Annotated in this window: 12 protein-coding genes; 5 read left to right on the top strand and 7 right to left on the bottom strand. The window is 65.7% G+C overall.

Annotated elements, in window-relative coordinates; genetic code table 11:
* Nucleotides 1-393: 393 nt before the first annotated feature.
* From ACVIHF_RS24010 to ACVIHF_RS24000, 3 genes are all read right to left on the bottom strand, one after another.
* The gene (locus ACVIHF_RS24010; RefSeq protein WP_076824165.1) at nucleotides 394-1,086 is read right to left on the bottom strand and encodes an OmpA family protein; all 693 of its coding nucleotides are present in this window, start codon (nucleotides 1,084-1,086) and stop codon (nucleotides 394-396) included.
* Nucleotides 1,083-1,496, bottom strand: a complete 414-nt coding sequence (locus ACVIHF_RS24005) for a hypothetical protein (protein ID WP_057015016.1) — start codon at nucleotides 1,494-1,496, stop codon at nucleotides 1,083-1,085. Before ACVIHF_RS24005 ends, ACVIHF_RS24010 begins: the two co-directional genes overlap by 4 nt.
* A gap of 90 nt (nucleotides 1,497-1,586) precedes the next feature.
* Nucleotides 1,587-4,178, bottom strand: a complete 2,592-nt coding sequence (locus ACVIHF_RS24000; RefSeq protein ID WP_456792657.1) for an ATP-dependent helicase — start codon at nucleotides 4,176-4,178, stop codon at nucleotides 1,587-1,589.
* A gap of 293 nt (nucleotides 4,179-4,471) precedes the next feature.
* Here ACVIHF_RS24000 and ACVIHF_RS23995 point away from each other — a divergent pair, with 293 nt between their 5' ends.
* Nucleotides 4,472-4,645, top strand: a complete 174-nt coding sequence (locus tag ACVIHF_RS23995) for a DUF1328 domain-containing protein (RefSeq protein WP_016846258.1) — start codon at nucleotides 4,472-4,474, stop codon at nucleotides 4,643-4,645.
* A gap of 42 nt (nucleotides 4,646-4,687) precedes the next feature.
* On the opposite strand, the gene ACVIHF_RS23990 is transcribed toward ACVIHF_RS23995, so the two are convergent.
* Nucleotides 4,688-5,176, bottom strand: coding sequence for a thioesterase family protein (locus tag ACVIHF_RS23990; RefSeq protein WP_456794117.1), 489 nt, complete (start codon nucleotides 5,174-5,176; stop codon nucleotides 4,688-4,690).
* Nucleotides 5,177-5,336: 160 nt separating this feature from the next.
* Between ACVIHF_RS23990 and ACVIHF_RS23985 the strand changes: the two genes are divergently transcribed.
* The 3 genes from ACVIHF_RS23985 (at nucleotide 5,337) to ACVIHF_RS23975 (ending at nucleotide 8,885) form a co-directional block, all read left to right on the top strand.
* The gene (locus ACVIHF_RS23985; protein WP_456792656.1) at nucleotides 5,337-6,761 is read left to right on the top strand and encodes an FAD-binding oxidoreductase; all 1,425 of its coding nucleotides are present in this window, start codon (nucleotides 5,337-5,339) and stop codon (nucleotides 6,759-6,761) included.
* A gap of 115 nt (nucleotides 6,762-6,876) precedes the next feature.
* Nucleotides 6,877-8,256, top strand: coding sequence for a Spy/CpxP family protein refolding chaperone (locus tag ACVIHF_RS23980; protein WP_456792655.1), 1,380 nt, complete (start codon nucleotides 6,877-6,879; stop codon nucleotides 8,254-8,256).
* A gap of 236 nt (nucleotides 8,257-8,492) precedes the next feature.
* On the top strand, nucleotides 8,493-8,885 hold the full coding sequence (locus ACVIHF_RS23975) for a hypothetical protein (protein ID WP_456792654.1): 393 nt from the start codon (nucleotides 8,493-8,495) through the stop codon (nucleotides 8,883-8,885).
* 309 nt (nucleotides 8,886-9,194) lie between these two features.
* On the opposite strand, the gene ACVIHF_RS23970 is transcribed toward ACVIHF_RS23975, so the two are convergent.
* From ACVIHF_RS23970 to ACVIHF_RS23960, 3 genes are all read right to left on the bottom strand, one after another.
* Complete coding sequence (locus ACVIHF_RS23970) at nucleotides 9,195-10,883, bottom strand: SulP family inorganic anion transporter (RefSeq protein WP_456792653.1); 1,689 nt, start codon at nucleotides 10,881-10,883, stop codon at nucleotides 9,195-9,197.
* 91 nt (nucleotides 10,884-10,974) lie between these two features.
* Nucleotides 10,975-11,706, bottom strand: coding sequence for a cytochrome c biogenesis CcdA family protein (locus tag ACVIHF_RS23965; protein ID WP_016846251.1), 732 nt, complete (start codon nucleotides 11,704-11,706; stop codon nucleotides 10,975-10,977).
* A 598-nt stretch (nucleotides 11,707-12,304) separates the two neighbouring features.
* Complete coding sequence (locus tag ACVIHF_RS23960; protein WP_253607579.1) at nucleotides 12,305-13,045, bottom strand: FadR/GntR family transcriptional regulator; 741 nt, start codon at nucleotides 13,043-13,045, stop codon at nucleotides 12,305-12,307.
* Nucleotides 13,046-13,205: 160 nt separating this feature from the next.
* On the opposite strand from ACVIHF_RS23960, the gene ACVIHF_RS23955 reads away from it, so the two are divergent.
* On the top strand, nucleotides 13,206-14,237 hold the full coding sequence (locus tag ACVIHF_RS23955) for a TRAP transporter substrate-binding protein (protein ID WP_018273005.1): 1,032 nt from the start codon (nucleotides 13,206-13,208) through the stop codon (nucleotides 14,235-14,237).
* The last annotated feature ends 2 nt before the right edge of the window (nucleotides 14,238-14,239 follow it).

The raw sequence follows: 14,239 nt of genomic DNA, 5'->3' as shown, positions 1-14,239 counted from the left end.
CGCGTGATGCGGGTTCAGCCCAGATAGGAACGCACGGTCCGTTCTGCAATCGGTCGGCGAGGGAGAAATTTATTCTGCAGCGTGCACCGCTCCCGCTTGCGGGCAGGGCCATTGCATACGGCGCTTGCGGCCTCTGCAACTCACGTGTCCACGTATCGAGGCCGGGCTCGAACGAGGCTGATAGCCTGCCGCCTCAGGGGCGCACTACCAAAATATCGAAAACAACCCCATGCAAAGGAGCCGGCGGCCGGCGGCGCATATTGCAACTTGACCCGTCGGGCAAATCAGCGGTAATCTTCTATTATTCCGAAATCGTGGAGGCGCCGCTCGCCCCGGGGACATCGTATACGGGCGGGAGGGGACGCAGTTCCGACGCCCCGATATTCAATCCAATCAGTGCTTCTTGGCTGATTTCGCCGGCTTCTTGGCGGCGGCCGTCGGGGCAGGGTGCGCGGGCGGCGCGCTGTCGGCGACCTTCGCGACCAGCATGATCTGCACCTGGTTGTTGACCGGCGCGTTGGGTTTGGTCGGGTCGAGCAACTGCTCCTCGCCGAGCCCGACCGACTGCAGGCGCTTCGCGGTGATCTTGAAGGTGTTGACCAGGATGTCGCGGATCGCGTCGGCGCGCCGCTGGCTCAGCAGCACATTGTTCTCGCGTCGTCCGGTCGATTCGATGTGGCCGACGATCAGGAAGGTGTAGGGCAGCAGCGAGGAGTGCGTCAGCGCATCGGCGATCCGCCCGACCGTCTGATACGACTCCGGCAGCACGATCGGCGTGTCGACGTCGAACGCGATGTCGACGTTAAACGTCGGCAGCTTGGTCAGGTCGGGAGCGATCGGCGGCCGCTTCGAGGGCGGTGGCTCGTTCTTCGATCGCGACTTCGATCGTTCGGCCACCTGCTGGCGCAGCGCAGGGACATCGACCTCGGCATCTGTCTCAAAATGATTGAGCTTGGCGATGACGTCGTCGCGTGTGATGGCGGTCTGCGCCGGCGCTGGCGCAATCGACATCGCCAGCAAAGCCAGCGTGCCCAGCAGGGCCAAAAGGCCAGGATCGCGCAAGCCTCGCCTCGACAGCCGCATCATTGATACCCCGCGTCATTGATCGCCTGGGTGCAATTGCGGCTGAGGCCCTTGGCGCTGACGAGGCAGGGCACCGACTTGCTGGTCTCCTTGGTCGAGCCGCCGCAGACCTTGACGATCTCGCGGGTGCAGGCATTCGCAACGGTGACGCGCGCCGCGATCCGCTTCTGGATCGCATCGAGGGTGGAGAAGTAGCTCTCCTTGCACTGCGGCGAGATCACGTCGCGGTTGCGCGACAGGCATTCCTTGAGGCGGTTGGAGTCGAGATTGACGCCGCGGCAGTTCGCGGTGATGTCTGCGCCGCAGGCCTTGGCGAGCTGGGCTGCCGAATCGCCAAAGCTCATCGTCTCCGCGACCGCCAGCGACGGCGCGGTGAGCGCGATGACAAAAAGGAAAAACCTCCCCCGGACCATGGATCCATCTCAACCCATGAAATCAACTGGGGTCAAGGGCTACCAACAGAGAAGACCGCCAAAGAAGGTCGCCAAAGAAAGGTCGCTATGTCACATCCGTTGCACAAAGCTGTCGACCACCTTCTTCTCGCCGGCCTTTTCGAAGGCGATGGTCAGCTTGTTGCCGTCGATCTTCACCACATGGCCGTAGCCGAATTTCTGGTGAAATACCCGGTCGTCCAGCGAAAAATCCGACGTTGTGCCGGTGGACTTCGCCACCAGCTCGCCCTCGATCACGACAGGGCCGCGCTTGGTGCGATTGAAGCTTTCGGAGGAAAAGGAGGATTGCCGCTCCTCGAAGCCGCTGCCGCTACGGCCCCCGCCGCCGCGGTTGCGGTTGGCCTGGGCGCGCTGCCAGCCCGGGGTCGAATAGCTCGAGCCGAATGATTCGAGGTTGTCGAAGCGCGAGGCGCCATAGCCGCCGCTGCCGCCCCAGCCCGATCCGCCCTTGGATTCGGTGATTTCGACATTGTGCGCCGGCAGCTCGTCGAGGAAGCGCGAGGGGATCGTGGTCGACCAGGTGCCATGGATGCGGCGGTTGGTGGCGAAATAGATCTTGGCGCGGCGGCGCGCCCGGGTCAGCCCGACATGGGCGAGGCGGCGCTCCTCCTCGAGCCCGGCGCGGCCCTGTTCGTCCAGCGTGCGCTGGCTCGGAAACAGGCCTTCCTCCCAGCCCGGCAGGAACACGTTGTCGAATTCCAAGCCCTTGGCCGAATGCAGCGTCATCAGCGACACCGCCTCGTCGCCGGCCTCGCCGTCGCGGTCCATCACCAGCGAGATATGTTCGAGAAACCCTTGCAGGTTCTCGAATTCCTCCATCGAACGCACCAGCTCCTTGAGGTTCTCCAGCCGGCCCGCGGCATCAGCCGAGCGGTCCTTCTGCCACATCTCGGTGTAGCCGCTCTCGTCGAGCACGATCTCGGCGAGCTCGGTATGCGAGGTGACCTCGCGCTGGGCGCGCCAGCGGTCGAACTGCATGACGAGATCGCGCAAGGAGCCGCGCGCCTTCGGCTTCAGCTCGTCGGTCTCGACCACGGCGCGCGCCGCCTCGAACAGCGGAATGCGGCGCTTGCGGGCATGGTCGTGCAGCAGCTGCACGGTGGCGTCGCCGAGCCCCCGCTTGGGCACGTTGACGATGCGCTCGAAGGCGAGATCGTCGGCCGGCGAATTGATGGTGCGCAAATAGGCCAGCGCATCGCGGATTTCGGCGCGCTCATAGAATCGGGGGCCGCCGATCACGCGGTAGGGCAGGCCGAGCGTGACGAAGCGGTCTTCGAACTCGCGCATCTGGAACGAGGCGCGCACCAGGATGGCGACGTCGTTGAGGTTCTCGCCCGCGCGCTGCAGTTCCTCGAGCTCCTCGCCGATCGCGCGCGCTTCCTCTTCCGAATCCCAGGAGCCGGTGACGGTGACCTTCTCACCGTCGACATCCTCGGTGCGCAGCGTCTTGCCGAGCCGGCCTTCATTATGCGCGATCAGATGCGAGGCCGCGGCCAGAATGTGGCCGGTGGAGCGGTAATTGCGCTCGAGGCGGATGACCTTGGCGCCGGGGAAATCGTGCTCGAAGCGCAGGATGTTGTCGACCTCGGCGCCGCGCCAGCCATAGATCGACTGGTCGTCGTCGCCGACGCAGCAGATGTTCTTGAGGGGTTGTTGCGTGGTGACGTTTTCCTCGTCATTCCGGGGCGCACCGCCAGGTGCGAACCCGGAATCTCGAGTTGAGTCCTCATTGCTTCGGGATTCCGGGTTCGCCTCTTCGAGGCGCCCCGGAATGACTGGCGCGTTGGTTGCTCCCGGAATGACGTCGGCAAGGCGTCGCTCCGGCCGCGACGGCGCCTGCGACAGCAGGCGCAGCCACAGATACTGCGCGACGTTGGTGTCCTGATATTCGTCGACCAGGATGAACTTGAAGCGGCTCTGGTACTGCCGCAGCACGTCTGGATTTTCGCGGAACAGCCTGATGTTCTCGAGCAGCAGGTCGCCGAAATCGGCCGCGTTGAGGATCTTCAACCGCTCCTGATAGGTCGCGTAGATCTTGCCGCCCTTGCCGTTGCCGAACGAGGCGGCTTCGCCCGCCGGCACCTGCGATGGCGACAGGCCGCGATTCTTCCAGCCATCGATCAGGCCGGCCAGCATCCGCGCCGGCCAGCGCTTGTCGTCGATGTTCTCGGCCTGCAGCAATTGCTTCAACAGCCGCACCTGATCGTCGACGTCGAGCACCGTGAAGTTGGATTTCAGCTGCACCAGCTCGGCATGGATGCGCAGGATGCGGCCGCCGATCGAGTGGAAGGTGCCGAGCCACGGCATGCCCTCGACCGCCTGGCCGAGCATCTGGCCGAGCCGCAGCTTCATCTCGCGCGCCGCCTTGTTGGTGAAGGTCACCGACAGGATCTCATGCGGCCGCGCGCGGCCCTGGCTCAGGATATGCGCGATGCGCGTGGTCAGGACGCGTGTCTTGCCGGTGCCGGCGCCGGCAAGCACCAGCACCGGACCGTCGAGCGTCTCGACCGCCTCGCGCTGCTCCGGATTGAGGCCGTTCAGATATTGCGGACCGGCCGCCGCCCGCGCACGCGCGGCGATGCCGCCAGCCGCCGGCTGGTGCTCGGGAACGCCGTGATGGGGCAATTTGCTCGGCTCGGTCATTGGCGAATCGTCTCGGCCCCACGATGGCACCGCAGGATGGTGAAGGGGAGCCTTCTTAACAGGGATTGAAGGCCATATAGGGCCTGATCGGCCGTTTTGACAGGTTTTATCGCGGCTGGCGGGAACGCTTTTGGCAGCAGCCCGCAGTCAATCGCGGTTCCGGAAATCGGCGAAAATTTCGCGGTTTCATGCTCAGGAACCAGCATTTCCCCGCCGGATTGTTTCAACAGGTGCGGCGTCGGGCAGAGGTTCGCGCCGAGCAACAACAGGGAAAACGAAGCGGAGTTTTGATCATGCTGAGCTGGGTCGTCACGTTCCTGGTCATCGCCCTGATCGCGGGCATTTTGGGCTTTGGCGGCATCGCCGGCGCCTCCGTCGAAATCGCCAAGGCGATCTTCTTCATCGCCGTCATCCTGTTTCTGGTGTCGGCGGTGGTCGGATTGGTGCGCGGCCGCACAAGGGTCTAGCGAGGCCGCGAACCGGCGGCCGCTTCGCTTGAAAACGGCAAGTTATTTCGCCGAGGGCATCGCCACGTTGCGGCCGATGCCCTCGGGACGTGGTACACCCGCATAGCTGTCGACGATCGCGCGAGCGCGGGCGCGGATATCGGGCGGAAACGGCGCCACCTTGCGCGCCTCCATGTCGATGTGCAGCGTGAGGTTTTCCGAGGTCGCGGAGAGCCAGCCTTCGGTGGCATGGCGCAGCTCCTCGAAGGTGTGCAGCCGCTTCTCGTCGGCGCCGAGCAGGTGGACGTGGACTTGCACGGGATCGCCGAGATGAATTTCCCTGAGATAGCGGACGTGGCACTCGGCGGTGAAGGTCGAGCACTGCCGCGCCTTCATGTAGGCCGGCCCGATGCCGAGCTGCAGCCACATCTCGTCGATGGCGCGGTCGAACATCACGTTGTAGTAGGCCATGTTGAGATGGCCGTTGTAGTCGATCCATTGCGGCTCGATCTGCATCACCGAGGATCTGAACGGGGCCGGCGGAAGCGGCATCTCGCTCGTGGCAGTCACTGAAGTCATGATCCATCCCCGGTTTGCTGGCGTTCGAGCATGAGCTTTTCTGTGACTCCGGCGTCCACTTTTTCAAGTCAGGCTCTCTTGACCCCTTATACAAGCTTTGCCACGGTCGGCTAAAGGTGGGAGGAAATTTGACGTGGCGACAACGATTTCGAGCACTGTGACGCGCCCTGAGCCGCAGGCCCTGAAGCGCGCGATCGACGCGCTGGCGGCGCGGTTCGGCAACCGGCTCGTCACGTCGCAGGCGGTGCGCGAACAGCACGCCCATACCACCACATGGCTGCCGACCCAGCCGCCGGATGCGGTCGTGATGGCGCAGGAAACCGCCGACATCCAGGACGTGGTGCGAATCTGCGCCGCCAATCGCGTGCCGGTCATCGCCTTCGGCACCGGAACCTCGCTCGAGGGGCAGGTCAACGCGCCCGCGGGCGGCATCTGCATCGATCTGCGCGACATGAACAAGGTGCTCGAGGTGCATGCCGAGGACCTCGACTGCGTGATCCAGCCCGGCGTGACGCGGAAGGCGCTCAACGAGCATCTGCGCGACCAGGGCCTGTTCTTTCCGATCGATCCCGGCGCCGATGCCTCGCTCGGCGGCATGACCTCGACCCGCGCCTCCGGCACCAACGCGGTGCGCTATGGCACCATGCGCGAGAACGTGCTGGCGCTGAAGGTGGTGCGCGGCGACGGCGAGATCATCACGACAGGCACGCGCGCCAAGAAGTCGTCGGCCGGTTACGACCTGACGCATCTGTTCGTCGGCGCCGAAGGCACGCTCGGCATCATCTCCGAACTCACCATCCGCCTGCGCGGCATTCCCGACACGATCGCGGCGGCGGCCTGTTCGTTCGACACGGTGCGTGGCGCCTGCCAGGCGACAATCCTCGCGATCCAGACCGGCATTCCGGTCGCCCGGATCGAGCTGCTCAATGCCGCGCAGGTGAAAGCCTGCAACAGCTATTCGAAGCTGTCGCTGCCGGAGACGCCGCTGCTGCTGCTGGAATTCCACGGCAGCGAGGTCGAGGTCGCCGAGCAGTCGAAGAATTTCCGCGACATCGCCGGCGAATGCGGCGGCGGCGACTTCACCTGGACCACCAAGCCGGAAGACCGCACCAAGCTGTGGCAGGCCCGGCACGATGCCTACTGGTCCGTCAAGGCGCTCCGCCCCGGCGACAGCATCGGCGTTGTCGCCACCGACGTCTGCGTGCCGATCTCGCGGCTTGCCGACTGCGTCACCGAGACCGAGGAGGATCTGCAGCGGCTCAACCTGCTGTCGCCGATCGTCGGTCATGTCGGCGACGGCAATTTTCACTGCTCGCTGCTCTGCGACGTCGACAACAAGGACGAGATGGCGCGCGGCGAGGAGTTCATGCACCGCCTGGTCGAGCGCGCCCAGGCCATGGGCGGCACCTGCACCGGCGAGCACGGCATCGGGCAGGGCAAGCAGAAGTACTTGCAGGCCGAACTCGGGCCGGAGGCGCTCGACGCGATGCGGGCGCTGAAGCATGCGCTCGACCCGCAAAACATCTTCAATCCCGGAAAGATCGTCCCGGCCGCCTGAGGCGCCGTCACGCCGCGCAGGGTCCGCCAACGTCCGCGCGTGGTGCGTGGAACTTTTCCGCCCACCCGGCGTCTCTCTTGTTGCCGCGATATGTGCGGTGCGCGGAGGGAACGCCGTGATCGGACGGGCAATCGGAATTGCGGTCGTGGTGCTTGCGATGGCGCTGTCGGGCGATGCGATCGCCCGAGGCGGCGGCGGGCACGGTGGCGGCCATGGCGGAGGACATGGTGGCGGCCATGGGCATGGTGGTGGCCACGGGCACGGCGGTGGCCATGGACGTGGCGGGCATGGCTTCGGCCACATGCATTTTGGCGGCGGCCATCATGGCGGGGTCGGCCGCTCGCATGCGATCTCGCGATCAGGCTTCGCCGGCCATGGCGCCTTCGCATCGCGCGGGGGCGGCAATTTCGGCCGGATGCGCAATGCCGCGATCGCACCAGGCCATATGCGCAATGCGTTCAACTCGCTGTCGCGCAACGGCGCATTGCGCAACGGCCGGCTGTTGAGCAACCCGGCGGCGCGCGCGCAGATCGCCGCGGCCGCGGCGCTCGCCGGCTGGCACGGCGGGACTGTCGCCAACGGCTGGTGGCAGCATCCCGGCGGCGGCTATGGCTGGGTTGGCCCGCTGTTCTGGCCGTTCGCGTACAACGACATCTACGACTACGCGATCTGGGGCGACGACATCGGATTCTGGGGCTACGGCTATCCTGATATCTATGCCGGCATCTTCGGGCCTTATGGGTATGACGATCTCAGGGGCTATCTGCCGGAGCGCCGGACGGGCCGCCGTTACCGCGGCGGCGGGCGCATCGAGCAGATGTGCGGCAATGACAGCCGTTCGGTCGCCGGCCTGCCGGTAGATCAGATCGCGGATGCGGTGCAGCCGACCGAAGCGCAATCGGTGGCGCTCGGCGAGCTCGGCAACGCGTCGCTCGCGGCTGCCCAGGTGATTCGCGCGGCATGTCCCGCGCAGGTGGTGTTGACGGCGCCGAACCGCCTCGCCGCCATGCAGCAGCGGATCGAAGCGATGGTCACCGCGGTCGGAATCGTGAAGCCTCCGATGGAGAAGTTCTACGGCCTGCTCGATGACGAGCAGAAAGCGCGGCTCAACGCGCTCGCCGAGAACCAGCGCAAGGAAGCCGCGGCGCGCGATCCGAACGCGACGGTCGCCCAGAGCTGCGGCGCTGCGCAACCGGCGATGCAGGAATGGCCGACCGGCGAGATCGAGGCGCGGCTGCAGCTCAGCGACGCCCAGCGCGGTGCGCTTCAGGCGCTGCAGGATGCCAGCGCCGACGCCGCGCGGAAGCTGAAGGCCGCGTGCCAGACCAACGAGGCGATGACCCCGCCCGCACGCCTTGCCTTCGTTGCCAGGCGGCTCGACGTTATGCTGCAGTCGGTCAAGGACGTCCGCGCCGCGCTTGAGAATTTCTACGCCACGCTCAGCGATGAGCAAAAGGCGCAGTTCGAGGCGATCGGGCCGAAACGATCGGCTTAGAGCCTCGTCGGTTCGCGTGAAAACGCGGCAAGCGAAAACCCCGCAGCCTCGGCTCTGACGCAATCAGAACCGAAACGGGCTTTATTCCATGAGTTCGACATCAATTCGCGCGCGGATCGGCCGCGGGTGTGGCCGCCGGGCCATAGTGTGCACCTCTTGCTCGGCACCGAGTCGACTCTGCGGTTCACAGGTTGCGCCAAGGCCAGCTATGTTTGCCGTGCATTCAAGGTGCGGCGATGTGGTGGTTCAGCAAGGACGAGCACAAGGATATCTGGGACGATCCCGTCGCGCATCCGCTCGGCGACATCGAAGCTGCGCAGCGGATCCGTGCGATCTGCCGCGATGCCGCCGGCTGCGCCGAGGCGGTCGGCTCGCCCGACACGCGCTCAGCGAAGAAGCAGCAGATCGAGCGTGATCGCTACGAGCGTGCCGCCAAGGTCGCGATGGAGACCGCGATGAAGATCTCCGACGAGTTGGTGCGGGATTCCGCGGTGCGCGAGATCGTCGGTCTCTGCATGAAGGCCAATAACATCAAGACGGGGCGGGCGCTGCTGCGCGCCATCCACGCGGGCTCGATCAAGGCGGAAGTTTTGAGGGAGCATCCGACGCTCGAGGGCGAGCAGGCCTGAGGTCGTCCGGTAGCCCGGATGGAGCGTAAGCGAAATCCGGGACGGTTCATCAACGCGCGAGAAATCCCGGATTGCGCTTCGCTTCATCCAGGCTATGCAGCTGAGTCGCCCTAAATTTGTAGCTCCGTCATTGCGAGGAGCATAGCGACGAAGCAATCCATGCTTCCGCATACGCCACACGATGGATTGCTTCGCTTTGCTCGCAATGACGGAGGATCGTGCGTAGCCCGCATGAGCGAAGCGATATGCGGGAACGGTTTCCCGGGTATCGCTTCGCTCATGCGGGCTACGGACTGATCTCACCAACCTCTACGCCTGTCCGCCGAGCGTGCGGACCGCTTCGTCGACGCTGCGGAAGACGTGGTCCCGCGGCAACACCTCGTAGAGACCGAAGCGCCCGAAGGCGTCCTGCGCGCGCTCGGATTCGAGCCGCGCCACCGCCACCGTCACGCCGTCATCGCGGCATTCGCGAAACAGGTCGCGCAGCGCCTGCGCCGCCGTGAAATCGATCTCGATCATGCCGCTGGCCTCGATCACCAGCAGCCGCGGGTTGGGTGTCGTCGCGCTGATGGTTTTGAGCACGCCGCTGTGGAAGCTTTCCGCGTTGAGGAACGACAGCGGCGCCTGCAGGCCGACGACGGCAATGCCGGGCGTGCGCTCGCCTGTGACGTGCGGGCCCGTCGGCCACCAGATCGTGGTGCCGGGCACATGGACGAATTCGGCAAGCTGGCCGCGCGTCGTGGTCCAGATGCCGTGCAGCAGTGACAAGGCGATGCCGACGGCGACGCCTTGCTCGATCGGCAGCACGATGATCGCGGCTGCGGTCGCCACCACCAGCAGGAATTCATAGAACGACTGACGGAAGATCGCGACGATCTGCTTCACGCGGATGATGCGCAGCGCCACGAACAGCAGGACCCCGCCGAGTGCCGCATCGGGCACGTGCTGCAGCAGCGTCGCGCCGAACGCGAGCAGCGCGAGCACGATGGCCGCGGCAAACAGCCCCGAGAGCTGCGTACGTCCGCCGGTCTCCGACACGATGCCGGTTCGCGGCGGACTGGCGTTGACCGGAAATGCGCCGAACAGTCCGGACAGCAGGCTGCCGGCACCGGCGCCGAGGAAGTCGCGATCGACGTCGGCCGGCTTGTCCGGATCGGACAGGAACGAGCGCGTCGTCGCCGCGGTCTGCACCATGATGACAACGGCGATCAGGATCGCCAGCGACAACAGCTTGATCCAGCGCTCCGGCGCGATGTCCGGAAACGATGGCGTCGGCAGCGTCCCGGGCACGGTGCCGACCACCTTGACGCCCTTGCTTTCGAGATGGCCGGCGATCACGGCGGCGGTGGCCACGACAAGGCCGATCAGCGCGCCCGGAATGCGTGCGCTGATCTTCTCCGATCCGGCGACCAGCGCCAGCACGCCGAGGCCGATCGCCAGCGTGTAGAAATTGGTTTGACCGATCTTCTCGGTGAGCACCCCGAGCTTGTAGAGCGTCGGCCCGTCCGGCGTGGTCAGGCCGAGCACGCCGGGCAATTGCGAGACCAGGATGTGGACCGAGATGCCGGCAAGGAAGCCGACCGTCACCGGCGTCGACAGCAAATTGGCGATCCAGCCGAGCTTGAACAGGCTGCCGGCGATCATGATCGCGCCGACCATCAGCGCCAGCGCCATCGCCAGCGCCTGATAGTCCGGCGAGCCGGCGGTCGCCATCAGCGCGAGGCCGCCGGCGAAGATCGGCGTGATCGTGGAGTCGGCGCCGCAGGACAGGAAGCGGTTGGCGCCGAACATCGCAAAGCCGATAGAGCCGGCCATGAAGGCGAAGAAGCCGATCTGCGGCGAGAAGCCGCCGAGCCGCGCGGTCGCCATCTGCTCCGGGATCGCGATCGCGGCGAGCGTCAGCCCGGCGATCAGGTCACCCGGCAGGTCGCTTGGCCGGAAGGCCCTGAGCGAACTGAAGATCGGCCAGCTGGCGCGCGTCTGACGATCCTGGCCCATCGGTGCCCCGTGAGGATTGCGGCGATTCCCCGATAGTCCGACATCGCGCGGCCAAAAGCCAGCCGACGGCACCCTGCGTCGGCGTGAAGGCCTAGCCGATATTTTGCAGCGCCGGGAAGGTTTCCAGCAGCCAGACGCTGACGCTCGAGACTGCGCCGGTCAGGAAGCCGATGCCGGTGACCACCATCAGCACGCCCATCACCCGCTCGACGGTGTCGAGATGGCGCTTCATCCGCGCGAACAGCGAGGAGAACTGCTTGACCATGAAGGCCGCAAGCAGGAACGGGATGCCGAGCCCGGCGGAATAGACCGCGAGCAGGCCGGCGCCCTTCGTCACCGTGGCCTCGGCGGCCGCGATCGAGAGGATCGCGGCGAGGATCGGCCCGATGCATGGCGTCCAGCCGAAGGCGAAGGCCAGACCCATGACGTAGGCGCCCCACAGCCCGACCGGCTTCGGCGCGGTCAGCCGCCCCTCGCGCATCAGCAGGCCGATCCGGGTCACGCCGAGGAAGTGCAGGCCCATGATGATGATGACGATGCCCGCCAGGATCGAGAGCTCGGCCGACCAGGCGCGCACCAGCCCGCCGACGAAGGACGCGCTGGCGCCGAGCGCGACGAACACGGTGGAGAAGCCGAGCACGAACATCAGCGCCGCCGTCATCACCGCGCGCTTGGAGGCCGCGGTGGCGCCGTCCTGGTTGACCTGCTCGATGGTCGCGCCGGTCAAATAGATCAGATAGGGCGGCACCAGCGGCAGCACGCAGGGCGAGAGGAAGCTGACCAGACCGGCGATCAGGGCCGCCGGGATCGAGACGTCGTGCATCAATGAAACCTTCGCAGAATAGCGCTCTTGTCTTGGCGTCTACGCGGCCAACAATCCAGAAGTTTCGTCGTCGCAGCCTTCAACTATGGTCACAGGCCCGTGTGCGGGTCGACTCTCGTGGCGGGCGCGGAATGACGGCGAGGTGAGCACGCCGCGCGGCTCCCACTCTCGCAAGGGGCAGGGAACCCTTCTGGCGGTGCCTCGCTCACGCGCCAATCACTGATGCGGATTTTTGACCTGCAAGCGGCACCACACATTCGCTGTCGTCCCGGCCTAATGCGCAATTGCACACGGGGGTCGGGACCCATAACCACCGCTGAGCTAGGTTGCGCGACGCTGGAACGACGAGTCTCACCGACAACATCGGCCGCGGCGTATGGGTCCTGGCTTTCGCCGGGACGACGATTGGGATGTAGGCCGCGCCCCATATTCGATGTCGTCCTGGCGAAAGCCAGGACCCATTACCCCAAATGTCAGGTCTTGCGCGACGCTGGGGCCATGATCCCGGTCACAACCACTTGCGGTGGTTATGGATCCTGGCTGTCGCCAGGACGACCATGTGGAAGCAGTGAGCGCATCACGACCGCAGTCACCAACATCATCGGCGCTTGGCTGGACGTGGCGTGTCGAACTCCCGGCCACGAATGCGCACCAGGTCGTCGGCGGAATTCGTCAGCAGCACGACCGTGGCTGTGCGCGCCGTCTCCGCATCTCCGGCGGCGATCGCGTCCAGCACCGCGCGGTGCTCGCGCAGCGCCCGCGGACGGTGCGAGCCCGGCGCTGCGATCGTAAAGCTCTGGCGCAGCGTGATCTCGAACATCTGCGCGATCGGCCAGAAGAATTCGTTGCGGGTGGCGAAATAGATCGCCTGGTGGAACGCAATGTCGGCGGCGACGAACTCCTCGTTGGTCTCTGCCGCGTCCATGCCGTCGCATCCGGCGCGGATGCGGGCGATGTCGACCTCCTCGGCATGGGTCGCCGCCAGCGCTGCCGCGGCCGGCTCGACCGCGGCGCGCAGCTGGAACAGCTTGGCGAGGTAACGGTCGATCTCCGCGGTCTCGAGGTGCCAGCGCAGCACGTCGGGATCGAGCTGATTCCACTGCTCGGGCGGCCGAACCCGCGTGCCGCTCTTGGGCCGCGACTCGATCAGGCCCTTGCCGGTCAAGGTGCGGATCGCCTCGCGCACCACGGTGCGGCTGACGTCCATCATCTCGCAGATCCGGATTTCCGGTGGCAACGTTTCGCCGACGCCGATCTCACCGCGCACGATGCTGCTGCCGACGCGGTCGGTGACCTGGCTGTGCACGCTCCGACGCAACGCGTTGGATGTCTGGAACATCGAGGGCCTCGCTGCGGTTGCAGCCTGCGCCGCCGCCGAGCCGCGCCCTTGCACAACCGTATCCGTTTTGTCATACATTATGACAAATCGGCTGCCAAGCTCACGCCGTCAGGCGGGTGGCCAACACAATAAAGATCCGTCCCCGGGGAGGAGCACCAACATGACGTCGAACCGCGTGAGCCGCCGCATTGTGCTGCAGTCGTCGGTCGCAGCGACCGCGTGGCTTGCCGCCGCGCCCGCCATCATCGGCCGCGCCGAGGCTGCGGTGATGAAAATGCGATGCTCGTCGTCGCTTCCGAACGATCCCAAATACGCCAATGGCCGCGTCTACTACGACAATCTGGTCAAGAGTCTGAAGGCGAACGGGCTCGGCGAGCAGATCGAGGTCACCTTCTTCCCCGATAACCAGCTCGGCCAGGAGATCGACGTCATCAACTCGGTAAAGCTCGGGGTGATCGACCTGATGGTGTCGGGCTCGTCGATCTCGGCGAATCTCGTGCCGCTGGTCGGCACCTTCGACCTCGGTTACCTCTTCACCAGCTTCCAGCAGCAGACCAAGGCGTTCGACGCCGGCGCGGCGAAGCCGATCGAGGCTGCGCTGCTCAAGGGCGCCGGCATTCACATCATCGGCTGGGCCTATAATTTCGGCGCGCGCAGCGTGCTGGCGAAGAAACCGGTGAAGACGCCGGAGGATCTCGCCGGCCTGAAAATCCGCACCTTGCCCAATCCGATCATCACCGAATGCCTGCGGCTGATGGGGGCCGCCGCGACGCCGCTGGCGTTCGGCGAGATCTATACGGCGCTGCAGGCCGGCGTGCTCGACGGCCTCGAACACGATCCGCCGACCATCCTGGCGAGCAAGTTCTACGAGACCGCGAAGCACTATGCGCTGACCCAGCACATCTTCTCGCCGCTCGCGGTCTATTTCAGCGACACCAGCTTCAACCGCATGGCTCCCAAGCTGCGCGAAGGCTTTCTCGACGCGGCGAACAAGGCCGCGACCGACACCCGCGCGCACGGCCTTGCGGTGGAAAAGGAGGCGCTGGCGGCGTTGGTGGAGAAGGGCGTCACCGTCGTCGAATGCGACAAGGAGGCGTTCCGCAAGCGCGTGCTGCCGCAGACCGACAATTTCATCAAGGCGCGGCCCGAGGCCAAGGCTGTCGTCGACCTGATCCGCGCCACCCAGGCCTGAGG

The sequence above is a fragment of the Bradyrhizobium sp. USDA 4506 genome (assembly GCF_054058795.1).
Note: the sequence above shows the minus strand (reverse complement) of the source record. Positions and strands in the feature narration are given on the sequence as shown.